17 protein-coding genes are annotated in these 15,214 nt (G+C 44.0%); 12 read left to right on the plus strand and 5 right to left on the minus strand.

Features of this window, described 5'->3' with window-relative positions; translation table 11 throughout:
• Positions 1–8 precede the first annotated feature (8 nt).
• Positions 9–644, minus strand: a complete 636-nt coding sequence (gene rsmG / locus P0M11_RS09945; RefSeq protein ID WP_275625527.1) for a 16S rRNA (guanine(527)-N(7))-methyltransferase RsmG — start codon at positions 642–644, stop codon at positions 9–11.
• 91 nt (positions 645–735) lie between these two features.
• Between rsmG and P0M11_RS09950 the strand changes: the two genes are divergently transcribed.
• The 4 genes from P0M11_RS09950 (at position 736) to P0M11_RS09965 (ending at position 3,273) form a co-directional block, all read left to right on the plus strand.
• Positions 736–1,959: a pyridoxal phosphate-dependent aminotransferase gene (locus tag P0M11_RS09950; RefSeq protein ID WP_275625528.1), complete on the plus strand. Its 1,224-nt coding sequence runs from the start codon at positions 736–738 to the stop codon at positions 1,957–1,959.
• A gap of 98 nt (positions 1,960–2,057) precedes the next feature.
• Entirely contained in the window at positions 2,058–2,696 is a 639-nt protein-coding gene (locus P0M11_RS09955; protein WP_158064124.1) for a peroxiredoxin, read from the plus strand.
• 20 nt (positions 2,697–2,716) lie between these two features.
• Entirely contained in the window at positions 2,717–3,025 is a 309-nt protein-coding gene (locus P0M11_RS09960) for a thioredoxin family protein (RefSeq protein ID WP_158064125.1), read from the plus strand.
• Positions 3,025–3,273, plus strand: coding sequence for a hypothetical protein (locus P0M11_RS09965; protein WP_158064126.1), 249 nt, complete (start codon positions 3,025–3,027; stop codon positions 3,271–3,273). The genes P0M11_RS09960 and P0M11_RS09965 overlap by 1 nt, the downstream gene beginning before the upstream one ends.
• Before the next feature lie 76 nt (positions 3,274–3,349).
• Here P0M11_RS09965 and P0M11_RS09970 read toward each other — a convergent pair whose 3' ends face one another.
• Positions 3,350–4,384, minus strand: coding sequence for an acyl-CoA reductase (locus P0M11_RS09970; RefSeq protein ID WP_275625529.1), 1,035 nt, complete (start codon positions 4,382–4,384; stop codon positions 3,350–3,352).
• A 228-nt stretch (positions 4,385–4,612) separates the two neighbouring features.
• Here P0M11_RS09970 and P0M11_RS09975 point away from each other — a divergent pair, with 228 nt between their 5' ends.
• From P0M11_RS09975 to P0M11_RS09995, 5 genes are all read left to right on the plus strand, one after another.
• Positions 4,613–4,963 (plus strand): 4Fe-4S dicluster domain-containing protein, encoded by a 351-nt coding sequence (locus tag P0M11_RS09975; RefSeq protein WP_158064128.1) that lies wholly within the window; start codon positions 4,613–4,615, stop codon positions 4,961–4,963.
• An 86-nt stretch (positions 4,964–5,049) separates the two neighbouring features.
• Positions 5,050–6,108, plus strand: coding sequence for a 3-phosphoserine/phosphohydroxythreonine transaminase (gene serC / locus P0M11_RS09980; protein ID WP_275625728.1), 1,059 nt, complete (start codon positions 5,050–5,052; stop codon positions 6,106–6,108).
• Positions 6,109–6,148: 40 nt separating this feature from the next.
• Entirely contained in the window at positions 6,149–7,111 is a 963-nt protein-coding gene (locus P0M11_RS09985; protein WP_275625530.1) for a D-2-hydroxyacid dehydrogenase, read from the plus strand.
• 2 nt (positions 7,112–7,113) lie between these two features.
• Entirely contained in the window at positions 7,114–8,355 is a 1,242-nt protein-coding gene (locus P0M11_RS09990) for a DUF1015 domain-containing protein (RefSeq protein ID WP_275625531.1), read from the plus strand.
• Positions 8,356–8,389: 34 nt separating this feature from the next.
• Positions 8,390–9,772 carry a M28 family peptidase gene (locus P0M11_RS09995; RefSeq protein ID WP_275625532.1) on the plus strand — a complete coding sequence of 461 codons (1,383 nt, stop codon included), beginning with the start codon at positions 8,390–8,392 and terminating at the stop codon, positions 9,770–9,772.
• Between the two features lie 87 nt (positions 9,773–9,859).
• On the opposite strand, the gene P0M11_RS10000 is transcribed toward P0M11_RS09995, so the two are convergent.
• Both P0M11_RS10000 and P0M11_RS10005 read right to left on the minus strand, forming a co-directional pair.
• On the minus strand, positions 9,860–10,897 hold the full coding sequence (locus P0M11_RS10000; RefSeq protein WP_275625533.1) for a peptidylprolyl isomerase: 1,038 nt from the start codon (positions 10,895–10,897) through the stop codon (positions 9,860–9,862).
• A gap of 186 nt (positions 10,898–11,083) precedes the next feature.
• Positions 11,084–12,157, minus strand: a complete 1,074-nt coding sequence (locus tag P0M11_RS10005; RefSeq protein ID WP_275625534.1) for a branched-chain amino acid aminotransferase — start codon at positions 12,155–12,157, stop codon at positions 11,084–11,086.
• Positions 12,158–12,241: 84 nt separating this feature from the next.
• Here P0M11_RS10005 and mnmD point away from each other — a divergent pair, with 84 nt between their 5' ends.
• Positions 12,242–12,916: a tRNA (5-methylaminomethyl-2-thiouridine)(34)-methyltransferase MnmD gene (gene mnmD / locus P0M11_RS10010; protein ID WP_275625535.1), complete on the plus strand. Its 675-nt coding sequence runs from the start codon at positions 12,242–12,244 to the stop codon at positions 12,914–12,916.
• A gap of 43 nt (positions 12,917–12,959) precedes the next feature.
• On the plus strand, positions 12,960–13,394 hold the full coding sequence (locus P0M11_RS10015) for an NUDIX hydrolase (protein ID WP_275625536.1): 435 nt from the start codon (positions 12,960–12,962) through the stop codon (positions 13,392–13,394).
• On the opposite strand, the gene P0M11_RS10020 is transcribed toward P0M11_RS10015, so the two are convergent.
• Complete coding sequence (locus P0M11_RS10020; protein WP_275625537.1) at positions 13,376–14,077, minus strand: DUF4294 domain-containing protein; 702 nt, start codon at positions 14,075–14,077, stop codon at positions 13,376–13,378. The genes P0M11_RS10015 and P0M11_RS10020 overlap by 19 nt on opposite strands.
• A gap of 53 nt (positions 14,078–14,130) precedes the next feature.
• Here P0M11_RS10020 and P0M11_RS10025 point away from each other — a divergent pair, with 53 nt between their 5' ends.
• Positions 14,131–15,213, plus strand: a complete 1,083-nt coding sequence (locus tag P0M11_RS10025; RefSeq protein ID WP_275625538.1) for a M28 family peptidase — start codon at positions 14,131–14,133, stop codon at positions 15,211–15,213.
• Position 15,214: the final 1 nt, after the last annotated feature.

A 15,214-nucleotide genomic window follows, 5' to 3' on the forward strand; every position in this document is an offset into this window, starting at 1 on the left:
ATCTAAAATCAGGAAGCAAAATTGCCTTTGGATAAATATACCACTTTTTTGGTCTCAAAGAATTCTTCTTCGAAATGGTCTTTCAAAGAATGGACTTCGCAGCGCAAACCGGCCAGTTCCTCGCCCAAATCGCCGCCTTTCAGATACAGTACGCCATTGTGTTTTCTGCTAAACTGCTCTTTTTCGAATTTACCCCGCAGCCAGCGAAGGAATTCGGGCATCTGAGTGACCGCCCGGCTCACCACGAAATGAAATTTTTCTTTCAGTTTTTCGGCACGTTCATGAACAGCCGTCACGTTCTCAAGTTGCAGGGCTTCAGCAACTGCGCGCACTACAGTGATTTTCTTACCGATGCTGTCTATAAGTGTAAACTGAGTTTCGGGGAACAGAATAGCCAGCGGGATGCCCGGAAACCCTCCCCCGGTGCCGATATCCAGGACTTTGGTACCCGGGGCAAACTCCATTATCTTGGCGATACCCAGCGAGTGCAGCACATGTTTCTCATACAGCGAGTCGGTATCTTTTCGGGAAATCACATTGATTTTTTCATTCCATTCGGCATATAGGCCTTCCAGCTTTTCAAACTGCTTAATCTGAGTGTCAGTGAGATCCGGGAAATATTTGATGATAAGGTCTGCAGGCATTATTTATATTCTTCGCACAAAAATACTTTTCCTTTTGCGGCCGGCAAAATAATTTACAAAACCTATCTTTGTATGAACCACAAAATTTCCAATGGACAGACTATCCAACCGGCTTAAACGCCTGGGCTATTCCCAAACATTTGTAATGAGTAATAAGGCACGCGAAATGCGTGCAAACGGTGCGGACGTCATAAGCCTCACCCTGGGTGAACCCGATTTTGATGTGCCTGAAAATATAAAACAGGCTGCACACGACGCGATCGACCAGAATTTCAGCCATTATTCGCCGGTACCGGGTTTTCTGGAACTTAGGGAAGCTATTGCTGCAAAACTTAAGCGCGACAACGCCCTGGACTACAAGCCTACTCAAATTTGTGTGTCCAACGGTGCCAAGCAAGCCATCCTGAATGTGCTTGCTGCGGTACTGAACGAGGGCGATGAAGTAATACTGCCTGCACCTTTTTGGGTGAGCTATGATGAGATGGTGAAAATGATGGACGGAACATCTGTGATCATCAATACAGCCTACGAAAACGATTTCAAGATTACGGCAGAGCAGCTTGAAGAAGCGATCACACCACGCACTAAGGTCCTGCTGTACAGTTCACCGTGTAACCCTTCAGGAAGCTATTATACTTATGATGAGTTACGGTCGCTGGCTGAAGTAATAGCCAAACACCCGCAAATCACCGTGATTTCTGATGAGATTTATGAATACATCAACTACGAAACCAGCACCAAATCAATTGCAGCTTTTGACGAAATTTATGATCAGGTAGCGGTCATCAACGGCATGTCCAAAGGATTTGCCATGACGGGGTGGCGCATAGGTTACTCCGCATGTCCCGAATGGCTGGCCCGTGCATGTGAAAAGATACAGGGACAGATGACCAGCGGACCCAATACCGTAGCTCAGCGTGCAGCCATCACTGCCCTGAAGACGGATCCTGCCGAATACAAATATATGATTGACGAATTCCGCAAAAGAAGGGATCTTTTTTATGATTTGATGAAAGAAATTCCGGGTTTCAAAGTTCTGTTGCCCAAATCAGCTTTCTATCTGTTTCCCGATGTATCATATTATATCGGGAAAACACTGAACGGTCAGAAAATTGAAAATTCAGACGACCTTGCCATGTATCTCCTTGAAAACGCACATGTGGGTTCAGTGGGTGGCGTATCTTTTGGAAGCCCTGAATGTCTCAGATTTTCCTACGCGGCATCAGAGCAGGATCTTAGAGAAGCGATGCGCCGGATAAGAAGATGCCTCGAGGAAACAGTGATAAGTTCAGTAGAAGAAATAAATCCTTCCTAATCACATTGATAGTTTTTATAAATGAATATCTATTGTTTTAATAGACAAAACTGTGTACATTTGTATTACGAAATTAACAACAATAAATAATTAAAATTATGTCATTAGTAGGAAAAAAATTTCCAAGCATCACTGTAGATGCGATGTCTGAGATGGGTGATGATCTGAAGATCAACATTTTTGAAGAAGCTACAAAAAACAATGAGAAGATCCTGCTTTTCTGGTATCCGAAAGATTTCACTTTCGTTTGCCCTACAGAATTACATGCATTCCAGGATGCGCTTGGCGAATTTGAAAAAAGGAATACAAGAGTGATCGGTGCTTCCTGCGATACCAATGAAGTTCACTTTGCCTGGCTGAACACAGCAAAGGAAAACGGAGGAATTGAAGGGGTAACCTACCCGATTCTGGCCGATACGCACCGTCAGCTGGCTAATACTCTTGGAATTGTGGATCAGGATTTTGAATACGATGAGGAAGGTAACGAAACTTTCACAGGCTCTAATGTAACCTACAGAGCAACATATCTTGTAGATGAAACCGGGAAAATTTTCCATGAGTCCGTAAACGATATGCCTCTTGGAAGAAACGTAAAGGAATACATCAGACTTATTGATGCTTACACGCACGTACAGAAACATGGTGAAGTTTGCCCTGCCAACTGGGAGGAAGGTAAAGAAGCAATGAACGCCAACCGCGAATCTACTGCAGAATACCTTGCAAAGCACCAGAACTAATATTTTAAAATTTTGAAGACATGTATACAGAACTAACTGAAGACATCCTTCAGGAAAAAATTGCAGAACACGATAAAGTAGTAGTGCAGTATGGTGCCACATGGTGCGGTAACTGCCGGATTATGAAGCCTAAGTTTAAGAAACTGGCTGCTGAAAACGAAGACATTCCGTTTTACTACGTAGATGCTGAAAAACTGCCGGAGAGCCGGAAATTAGCCAAGGTGGACAATCTGCCTACTTTTGCGGTGTTCAAAGCTGGAGAGCTCGTTAATCAGGTACAGACTAACCAGCAGGACAGCCTAATTAACCTTTTTAAAGAATTAGCGTAATGAAACTACCGGTAATAAGACAGTTCTACCAGAATCAGACTCCGGAAAAACTGGAGGCCACACTGGAAGTCCTGGAATCTTTTTCAGAATTCAGAGGTACTTCCGAGGAGGACCTTAATGTAGTTGGGGAACTGATCACCAATATCTGCGGAGCTCTGGAAGCACATGCCAATGTTAAGAACGGTATGAGCGAGAAAGATGCACTGAACAGTTTTGCCCAGAAAGTGATGGGCTCAATCGATAAATAATTCACTTAAATAACAGAAAGAAAGGACTTCAGCGTTTGCTGAGGTCCTTTTTTATATTTTTCAAAAGTAATTTAATTTAGATAACCTCCAGAAAGCGCATTGTATCCACATTATCCGCATAGGTATCCAAACCCGGACTCTGTGCTTCGCCAAAACCAATTGAGTTAAGTCCCAGTTCTGCCTTAGCCACCACGGTCTGAATATCCTGCTCATTAGCGGCCAGGAACTTTTTTACTTCATCCAGATCAGAATAGCGGGAAACATTGATCACAGAAAGTGGCGAGAACAGCTTGTCGTCTTCCTTCAGCATAACAAAATTGTTGTCCCAGAACTTTTCGAGATTCAGCAGATAAACTGCACGGTTGTACTCGTAATTATTAGCGTACTTGTTATGGTTAATTACGTCACTGAAACCTATGAAATTTTCAAAAAGCCTGTCTACCATAAAACCTTCAGGCATCAGGATACGTGTCACATTACGGCACCCCAGACCATAGTAACGGAAAATATCCTCAGCCAGAAGCTGCAGTTCTTCATCACTTTCATCCCCTTTCAGAACAGCTACAGAAGTGCGGTTCTTTCGGATGATGCTGAGGTGGTCTCTGAAATAATATTCAAGATACCTTGCCGTATTGTTGCTGCCCGTGGCAATAACAGCATCAAAATCCTGTAGTTTTTCCACTGTTTCATATTGCACCTCACCACCGGACTTCTCATTCCACAAACGAAGCAGGAACGGTAGCATCTGTCTGTCTTTGGAGGATAATTTTATTACGGGAATATGATTACTCAGCACAACGGCCAGTATATCATGAAAGCCAACCATTGGTATATTTCCTGCCAGAATAAGACCTACTCTTTTGGCTTGCGCAGCAACACGGTATGCCGAGAGCCATGCCCTTAATTTTGCTTCGGTCAGCAGCAAACTCCACTGCTTCATTGCAAAACGCTGATTTTCCTGTGTAAACCACGGATTTTCATTTTCTGATTTCCTCAGTACGGTTTCAAATTCGAGATCGTTTTCGTTAAAGGAGGCCGGATCCTTTTCCAAAAAATCCTGAATATATTTCCCCACGGCACACAGTCCTGCAATCTGCTTCTCTTGATTCATTTTGATATTATTGCGGGGCCAAATAGTTTCAACCCGTTCCGGCTGCAAAAATAACCAATTTGAAGCGAAACATTCGGAATTATAGCTTCAGTTTCCATCACAGTTTATTAAGCCTCATTAAAGTTACTTTCAGTAATGGTGAAAAATCAGCTGCACACTTTGGTTTTCCCCCCGCGGTATGCGCTATTTTTTCTTAACTTTGCACCAAATTTAAAATAAGTAATAGCTATGGCTATCAAAATAACTGATGAATGTATAAATTGTGGCGCCTGTGAACCGGAATGCCCTAATAATGCAATCTATGAAGGAGCGGTGGATTGGAAGGCTTCCGAAGGAACTTCCCTTTCCGGCCGAGTGGTATTGAAATCCGGTCTTACTGTAGACGCTGATGCGCCCCAGGAACCGGTAAGTGATGATGTTTACTTTATTGTGACTGACAAGTGCACCGAGTGTATAGGCTTCCACGAGGAGCCGCAGTGTGCTGCCGTTTGCCCTGTAGACTGCTGCATACCGGATGAGGATCATGTAGAGTCGGAAGAAAGTTTACTGGAGAAAAAAGCTTTCCTGCACGGAGAATAATTACAGGCCCGCTCATTTTTGGTGGGCTTTTTTTAGCCCGCTCCAGCATTAAAGAAACATAAATACACAACCAAAAATACTAAATGATGAAAAAACATAACTTCAGTGCAGGTCCCTGCATTTTACCTCAGGAAGTTTTCACCAAATCAGCAGAAGCCATTCTGGACTTTAACGGTATGGGGCTTTCACTCCTTGAAATCTCACACCGCAGCAAAGAATTTGTAGCGGTGATGGATGAAGCAAGGGCCATCGTAAAAAGACTGATGAATTTGGGCGACGATTATGAGGTTCTTTATCTGGGCGGTGGTGCCAGCCTGCAGTTTGCAATGGTACCCTTCAACCTGATGAAGGCTGAAAATGGTAGGGCTGCGTACTTGGATACCGGAACCTGGGCAGCTGGAGCCATTAAGGAGGCAAAGAAATTCGGAACTGTAGATGTCATCGGTTCATCCAAACAGTCCAATTATTCGTTTATCCCAAAAGATTATACGGCCGACAGCAGTTATGATTACTTTCACTGCACCTCCAACAATACCATTTACGGAACTCAGATGAAAGAATTCCCAAAAGTGGACACACTGATGGTTTGCGATATGAGTTCTGACATCTTCTCCCGTGTAGTAGATTATTCCCAATTTGACCTGATCTACGCAGGGGCTCAGAAAAATATGGGTCCTGCGGGTGTTACGCTCGTTGTGGTTAAGAAAAGCATCCTGGGTAAGAGCGGTCGCGATATTCCTTCAATTCTCGATTATGAGCAACATATCTCAAAGGAATCCATGTACAATACTCCACCGGTTTTCCCGGTATATGCTACCCTGCTTACGCTTCAGCATTTGGAAAAAAATGGTGGTATAGCTGCGGCTGAGGCCCGAAACAACGCTAAAGCCGAACTGCTTTACAGTGAAATTGACAGAAATCCGCTCTTTGAAACGTTCTGCGTACCTGAAGACCGTTCGGTGATGAATGTTTCATTCAAACTTGTGGACGAATCCAAAAAAGAACAGTTTGACAGTGCCTGGAAAGCAGCCGGCATCAGCGGACTGAACGGCCACCGCAGCCTGGGCGGATACCGTGCCAGCATGTATAATGCAATGCCTTTGGAAAGTGTGCAGGTGCTTGTTGATGTAATGAAAGGGCTGTAGCCAAGATAAATTTTAACTTACCCTTTAATTTCCAAGAATTATGATAGTTTTAGCTAACGACGGAATTTCCAAGGCAGGAGAAAATAAACTGAAGGAAAACGGTATTGAGCTCTTAGATGCCAGGGTTTCACAGGAACATCTTAGCGGTTTTATTAACGAGAATAAGGTGGATGTGCTATTGGTGCGCAGTGCCACTAAAGTAAGACAGAATCTAATTGATGCCTGCCCGTCACTGAAGATTATTGGACGCGGCGGTGTAGGCATGGATAATATTGATGTTGAATATGCAATTGAAAAAGGTCTGTACGTAATCAATACGCCTAACGCGTCTTCGCGTTCCGTGGCCGAACTCGTTTTTGCTCACTTTTTCAGCCTTGCAAGATTTCTGCACGAATCCAACCGGATGATGCCGCTGGAAGGTGATACACAGTTTAATGCGCTCAAGAAATCATACAGCAACGCCAGCGAGCTTGAAGGGAAGACCCTGGGCGTAATCGGCTTTGGCGGCATCGGTCAGGAAGTGGTTAAGATGGGAATTTCCCTGGGAATGAAGGTGAAGGTACTCACCAGAAAGCCGCGGACGGAAACACTCAGCCTGAGTTTTTTTGACGGTCAAACTTTAAAATTTGAAATAACTTCAACAACGGATTACAGCGTGTTCCTGAAAGATACCGATTTCATCAGCATCAATACGCCGAAAACAGAGGGCTATGTACTGGATACGCCTCAGTTTGAGATGATGAAAGACGGTGTTTATATCGTGAATACTGCCAGAGGTGGTGTAATTAATGAAGTAACGCTTCTGGATTTCATAGAATCCGGCAGGATTGCCGGTGCAGCCCTGGACGTTTTTGAAAACGAACCTACACCTGAACTGCCGTTACTGATGAATCCTAACCTTTCGCTTACACCGCACCTTGGAGGAAATACACTGGACGCACAGGAAAAAATTGGCACTGAACTGGCGCAGCAGATCATCGCAATTAAGAACTCAATTGTCTAACGATGCCGATATTTAAGCCTTTTCGCGGCATACGTCCGCACCAAGACTATCTGGATGTATTTCCAACGCATCCGCTGGACAATTTTACACAGGAAGAAATCAACAGAAAAGCGCAGGAAGACTTTTCCTACGTACAGATGATCAAACCCTATGTGGTGAGTAAATCCAAAGATATAGACCGCAACCTCAGGAAAATAAGGACCAATTTCGAGGAACTCCTGGAGGATAAGAAACTCATACAGGACGCCTCCTCTTATTATTTGTATGAGCAGATCAAACCCGACAAAACCGTCTTCCGCGGTCTGCTCGGCCTGGTCTCTGTAGAGGATTTCTGGGACGGGAAAATCAAGAGACACGAAAGCACCATTCCGCAAAAGAAAGAAAAACTTGCCCAATACCTGGACAAAGTGGGTCTGCAGGCGGAACCCGTACTCCTGACTTATCCGGCCAATTCGAAAGTTGAACTCCTGATGAATCATGAGGAAAAGAATGTTCCCCTGCTTAATTATTATGACAGCCGCGGCATTCGTCATAAGGTTTGGAAAATAGACAACCGCCTGAAAATGCAGCAGTTTAAGGAAGTGCTGGAGCAGATAGACTCTTTCTACATTGCCGACGGGCATCACCGTATAGGTTCCACCGCTCTGAACGCCAGAAATCATAAGGAGAAAAATAAGAAGCATAAAGGTACAGAGCCCTACAACTATATTTTCAGCTTCATTGTTTCCAACCAGTCCATTAAAATTCATGATTACAACCGGATCGTTAAAGACCGTAACGGACTTTCGTCAGAGGAGATTTTAGCGAAACTGGAACAGTGTTTTGATATTCATGTTAAAGGTGAAGAACCGTACTATCCTTCGCAGAAATTTCATATTTCAATGTATATGGACGGGCTGTTCTACTCCCTGCATGTGAAGCACAGTTTACGCAATCCCGAGATTTCCAAAGACAACCTGGACCACCATCTGCTGGACAAATATATATTAAGAGACATCCTCGGAATAGAAAATACCGACAGCTCAGAGCAGATAAGATATGTGAAAGGAAACTCCTCCGTAGAGGGCATATTAAAAATGAAAGCCGAAGTTGACCTGCATGAAGGTCAGATCGGATTCGGGGTATATCCTGTCAGCTTCAATGAAATGCTTAAAATTTCGGATAACCGGATCAGCATGCCACCCAAATGCACTTACATTGAGCCCAAACTCATTACAGCGCTGGTCATGTATGACATGAAGTAAATTTCTTATTTTTGAGTCCTGAAAGGAAATAAAAATGAAGAAAACCCTAATAATCATTCCACTCTTTTTGGGTGGAATTTTATTTTCTCAGCGTAAGCCTTCAGCCCAGCCAAAAACGGATTTCGCCGGCGAATTCCGCAGGATTTCCGATGAAATTATGCTGAACAGCAATGCGTATGAGAACCTGCGCGAACTTGTGAAAGGAATTGGCCCCCGCTTTGCCGCGACGCCCGCCTACGACAAAGCTGTTGTTTGGGCCGAAAAAAAATTTGCAGAGAACGGCGGTTCCAATATACGCAGACAGGATGTGATGGTGCCTGTTTGGGAGCGCGGCCGCGAAAGCGTTCAGATAAAAACGGCTGGCGGGAACTGGAAAAGCATACCGGCACTGGCTTTGGGCACCTCTGAGGGTACGGGAGGAAAAGACTTAACCGGTGAAATCATTTTCGCTAAAGACCTAGCAGAATTTTCACAGATGTTTCCAAGCGATGTAAAGGACAAAATTGTTTTCTTTAATTACGCGTTTGATCAAACCATCATTAACCCAAATGAAGCCTATCTTATTGCAGGTAAGTACCGCTGGTCCACACCCTCTCTGGCCAGCCGCAAAGGAGCCAAAGCAGTACTTACCCGTTCGGCAACCTCCGCTTCAGACGATCTGCCCCATACCGGAAGTGTATATTACGACGTACTGGACAAGAACAGGATTCCGGCACTGTCCATTGGTGCACGCAGCGCCGATGAGCTGGAACAGCTAGTTAAGAAACAGCCTGTCATGGTTAAGATTAACACCACCTCCGCTACAAAAGGCGAAAAGATCAATCATAACGTGATTGCTGAAATTCCGGGGAATAAGGACAACAGTGTCATCGTGATAGGTGCCCATCTGGATTCCTGGGATATATCCGAAGGGGCACATGACAATGGAGCAGGTGTGGTGCAGGTGCTGGAAGTACTTCGCGTCTTTAAAAAACTTGATATCAAGAACAGACATACCTTACGTTTTGTTCTTTTTGCCAATGAAGAAAACGGCGTTCATGGCGGCGAGACATATGCTGCTGCCGTTAAGAAATCAGGCGAAAAACACATCTTTGCGATAGAGAGCGATGCCGGCGGATATTCTCCACGCGGGATTTCACTGGACATGATTCCGCAGCGGCGCAGGCTGGTCTTTGCCTGGAAAAACTTTTTCCTGCCGTACGGAGTGTACGATTTTACGCAGGAAACTTCCGGACAGGACATAGCGCCACTGAAAAAGCTGGGTATACCTTTGGCAGAACTGGTCCCGGATATGCAGCGCTATTTCGATATCCACCATACCAGTCAGGATACTTTTGACAAAGTAAACCGGCGTGAATTAAACCTCGGCGCCGTGGCTATGGCTCAAATGGTTTATATGATCGACCAGAACTGGTAGATTACACAACTTCATTATCTTATCATATGATCAACAAAAAAAGGCTGTCTCCTTGCGGGACAGCCTGTCAGTATTATTCTGTTCTGATTACTTGATCTTCACCAGTTCCACATCGAAAACCAACCATGCATTTGGCGGAATTACACCACCTGCGCCGTTCGGTCCGTAGGCAAGTTCCGAAGGAATAAGCAAAGTGGCGGTTTCACCCTCCTTTAGCATCAGGATACCTTCGTCCCAACCTTTTATTACCCGTCCAGTTCCTACCGGAAATTCCAGTGGCTGATTTCTTTTGTAAGAGCTGTCGAATTCTGTTCCGTCCACCAGGCGGCCGGCGTAATGTACGGCTACCATATCACCTGCTTTTGGCTCCTTGCCCGCAGCAGTTTTAGTGATCTTATAGTAAAGACCGGAAGCTGTTTTTTGCATACCGGCTGCCATCTCATCAACCAGTCTTTGCTGATTGGCTTTGAACTCAGCTTCTTTTTTTGCCTTTTCCTCCTCCATTTTGCTAAGGTAGGCCTTGTTATTTTCCTGAATTTTATCCTTACCAGTTTCAAAAAGTTTTGCTGCATCGTAGTTCTTATAGCTGTCGCCTTTGCTGAAGATGGAAACTTTCTCCAGTACAACGTCTGTTTTAGGCTTATCCTGTGGTCCTTTTTCTACAGCTGCTATTGTATCGATCACTTCAACACCAATCACTACTTTCCCGAATATGGTATGTTTACCGTCCAGCCAGGGTGTTGGTACCTGAGTAATGAAAAATTGAGATCCGTTGGTATTCGGACCGGAGTTCGCCATTGAAAGAACACCCCTCACATCATGTTTCAGATCGTTCTTCTCATCAGCAAACTTATAGCCGGGGTCGCCCATTCCTGTTCCCTGCGGATCTCCGCCCTGGATCATAAAATCTGAAATTACGCGGTGAAAAATGGTACCGTCGTAGAAAGGTACCCCTTTTCCTTTGGACTTGTTGGAAATGGTACCTTCTGCAAGGCCAACAAAATTAGCAACTGTTACAGGCGATTTTTCATCCTCCAGTTTTACAATCATGTTCCCTTTTGTGGTTTGAAGGTGCGCATAAAGCCCGTCATTCAAACCTTCGTACGTTTGTTTGTCTACATTCATCTTTTTATATATTGGTGTACAGCTAAATAGCGTTAATCCTGCTATTGCTAAAATTGAGTATTTTCTGAACATTACTGGTTTATTATTGTTAATGCGGTGAGCATGGCGAAAATACGGAATTCGCCCCAAATAATAAAACAAAAAGTCAGGCAAGTAAGCCTGACTTTCATCTGTAAATTATATGGATTATACTGTCTGAAGAACGTCTTTTTCAACCTTCTCTCTCCAACCAAACGGATCTTCGGCCGCATTGGTCTGAATATCAACAAGGGCTTTCTTAAGAGAAAGAGCATAACTGTCTTCTTCTGAAAGTACAGGAAGCTCAAAATTCTGGCCCTGATAACCGAAGGATTTGAATGCAGTCGTTACGACAGCCGTACCTACTCCCCAGATTTCCTTAAGTGTTCCGTCTTTGTGAGCCGCCAGAACATCCTTCACAGCGATTGGCTCTACCCGAACGTCAATTCCTTTATGCTTAGCCAGAGTAATGAAACTGTCTCTTGTAACCCCATCCAGGATTTTTTCAGATGTTGGAGGTGTATAGATGGTATCACCAATCCTAACAAAAACATTCATGGTGCCACTTTCTTCAAAATACTCATGCGTACTGTCATCGGTCCAGATAATCTGCTCATAACCTTCCTCATTAGCCAGCTGGGTAGGATAGAAAGATGCCGCATAGTTACCGGCCGCTTTGGCAAATCCAACTCCGCCACTGGCAGCTCGTGAATAATAATCCGAAATCTTCACCGACACCGGTGCGCTGTAATAGCTGGTAGCCGGTGCAGCCACAATTGCGAACATATACTTGTTGGAAACCCTTGCTTTCAATCCTTCTTCGGTAGCGAAGATCAGCGGACGGATGTACAGTGATTTACCTTCTCCGGTAGGAATCCACGCTCTGTCTATGTCCATAAGTGCTTTCAGACCACCAACAAAAACCTCCTCAGGAATCTCAGGCATCGCCAGACGCTTCGCTGACTTGTTAATCCTTTCAAAATTTTTATTTACACGAAAAAGATAAACTTCATCATTACTGTCTTTATATGCTTTCATACCCTCAAAACATGCCTGACCGTAATTAAACGCCATATTGGAAGGTGAAAAAGGCAGCGGACCGTAAGGCATGAGCTTCGCCTCACCCCAGGCACCATTTTCATATTCACATATAATCATATGATCCGTGAAGTGGTCTCCGAATGAGTAATTTTCTGGATCAAAGGAAGAAATCCTTGAATTTTCGGTTTTTTGGATTATCATTTCTTAATTTTTTTAAACGTGTTTTACAACTCTAAATAATTTTTTAAATATACATATTTTAGTTTAAATTTGAAAAAAAATAAGTTGAAAAGAGAGGTTAAAGTAACATCTGACGGCAGTAAGACACTGTTTATCAATGAACTGAATGAAGGCTATCATTCACAACACGGTGCGCTTCAGGAAGCAAAACACGTATTTATTGATAATGGACTAAAATTAGTTAATGATTACGAAATTAATATTTTAGAACTGGGTTTTGGAACAGGATTGAACGTTTTAGTAACAATTGATGAGTTTTTAAAAACTGACAAAAATCATAAAATAAACTTTTATACCCTTGAAAAATATCCCATAACTGAAGTGGAGATTAAAGAGTTGGGCTACAGTGACCTTTTTTCAAACAGTGAGTTGCAGGAAATCTACCTTAAAATTCATGAATCCGACTGGGAAGTCCCTGTTGAAATTCTGCCGAATTTCAGTCTTCAGAAAATACAGGTTGATTTCCACGCTTTGCCTTCGGTTGAAATCCCTAAAATCAATTTAGTATATTACGACTGTTTCGGCGCACGTGTGCAGCCGGATCTTTGGGAGGAATCTCTTTTTGCATCTGTGGCCGAAAAAATGTCTGAAGGCGGACTATTAACGACCTATTCCAGCAAAGGTTCTGTGCGCCGTATCTTAAAGGCCCTGGATTTTGAAGTCAAAAAAAAAGCCGGTCCACCGGGAAAACGGGAGATGCTCATCGCCTGGAAAAACTGATAAAAACAAAAAAATAATGTACTTTTAATCCAAACTTCTATACATGATCAACAAAACCAACGTCCGCATCTATGCCTGTGCAGTTAAAGACCGAAGTGTACTTGTATTACATGAAGAGTACGCAGGCGAACATCTGATGAAGTTCCCGGGCGGCGGACTTGAGTATGGCGAAGGCGTTCTGGACTGCCTGCACCGCGAATTTGAAGAGGAACTGAATGCGAAGATCCGAATCATAGAGCACCTGTATACCCAGGAAAATTTTGAAGTTTCGCGCTTCCGCGAAAACGAGCAGCTGCTTACCATCTACTACATCGTGGAGATAGTGGACGAAACTGACTTTCTTATTCTGGATCCCTGTATTGAAAAAGTGGAATGGCTGCCCATAGACTCGGAGAATATCTTCCCCCTGCCTATCGATAGGATTGCCTTTGAAAAGTTAAGGGAGAAAATGACCAGCAATCATTTTCTGACCTTATAATCCAGAGCACCGGGATAGGGCTGCAGGTAGCCGTAATTCCAGTTGGAATGCAGCAGTGACTCTATATACAAATCGGTACGGTTGCGGTAAGGGTCATAAGGCTCCTTTATATCAACTTCGGCAATATTGCCCTTCACATTCCACCAGAAGGCGCTCCAACCCCCGCGAAGTTCCTTAATAATCTCAAAAACCGTTTTTCCCGTGCCACGGTGCATCAGCTTCGCAAAAACACGACCTTCAGTGGTCGTCAGATCGCGCAGCTGCTTTTCGTACTGGTTTGCAAGATTCGACTGGCGTTCCCGGATATATTTCTTCTGCGAGTTCCGGTCCATGTTCGCGATATCACTCTGGATTCCATTGTACTGCGCAAGTGCTGTAACAAAAAGAGGATAGACGCGGGCCAGTTTCTTATTCAGGAAAAAGTAATAATTACGGTCCAGTTGATTGTTAAATCCGGGCCCCTTTCTCAGGACCAGTTCATCCATGATCACCACAGTTTCGCCGTTGATTTCATAAATTTTAGCCTTCTGCTTTTCATCATAGAAGTATTTCTGTCCGAATTCATCTACCTTAAGCTGATCCTGGGGATATTCACTTAAAGGCTTTACCATAACCGTATCCTGCGCCTTCACCGATACGGTAACAAAGAGGAGAAAGACCAAAAGGGTCTGATATATTTTCATTATTTTTACTGTCTCAAAAATCCACAAACTAACGCAAATTTTATTCCCTTTCAATGAATTTGAGCAAGAAATCTCTTAAGTTTTTAGAATCTTACCTAAACCAATCATCACCAACGGGTTACGAACATGACGGGCAGAAAATATGGATGGACTACATTCAGCCTTATGTTGATAAAATTGATTTTGACCATTACGGAACCTGCTATGGCATCGTAAATCCTGAAGCTCCCTTCAAAGTTGTGATTGAAGCCCATGCCGATGAAATTTCCTGGTACGTTAATTATATCACTGACGACGGACTTATCTATGTAATCCGCAACGGCGGGTCGGACCAGATGATTGCCCCCTCCAAAGTGGTGCACATTCACGGTGAAAAGGGAATAGTGAAAGGGGTTTTCGGATGGCCGGCTATTCACACTAGAGGTATCAGCTCAGATGAGCCGGTTCCAAAACTTGAAAATATATTCATTGACTGTGGTGCTACTTCGAAAAAAGAAGTGGAAGAACTCGGTGTTTTTGTAGGCTGTATGATTACCTATCCGGATGAATTCTTTGAGCTTAATGACCGCTATTTCGTTTGCCGTGCCCTGGACAACAGGATTGGCGGCTTTATGATCGCGGAAGTTGCGCGCATGCTGAAGGAAAACGGAAACAAGCTGCCCTTCGGTCTTTACATCACCAATTCAGTGCAGGAAGAAGTGGGACTGTACGGCGCACACATGATTGCGGAAACACTGAAACCCAACATCGCCATTGTAACAGATGTGACGCACGACACCACCACGCCGATGATTGAGAAGAAGAAGGAAGGTGACCAAAAATGTGGTGACGGACCGGTGGTATTCTATGCGCCAAGCGTTCACCACAACATCCGCCAACTTATTGTGGATACCGCCAAACTGAAGGAAATACCGTTCCAGCGTGCCGCTTCCAGCCGCGCGACAGGAACCGATACCGACGCCTTTGCCCATTCAAACGGTGGTGTACCGTCGGCCTTGATTTCTTTGCCGCTGCGCTATATGCATACCACGGTAGAGATGGTATCTAAAGAAGATGTAGCCAATGTGATACAGCTCATCTACGAAACCCTACTGCGCATAGAACCTGAAATGAACCTGAAATATCACGCTAAGTAAA

The sequence above is a fragment of the Kaistella sp. PBT33-4 genome, from assembly GCF_029194425.1.
Classification (GTDB): domain Bacteria; phylum Bacteroidota; class Bacteroidia; order Flavobacteriales; family Weeksellaceae; genus Marnyiella.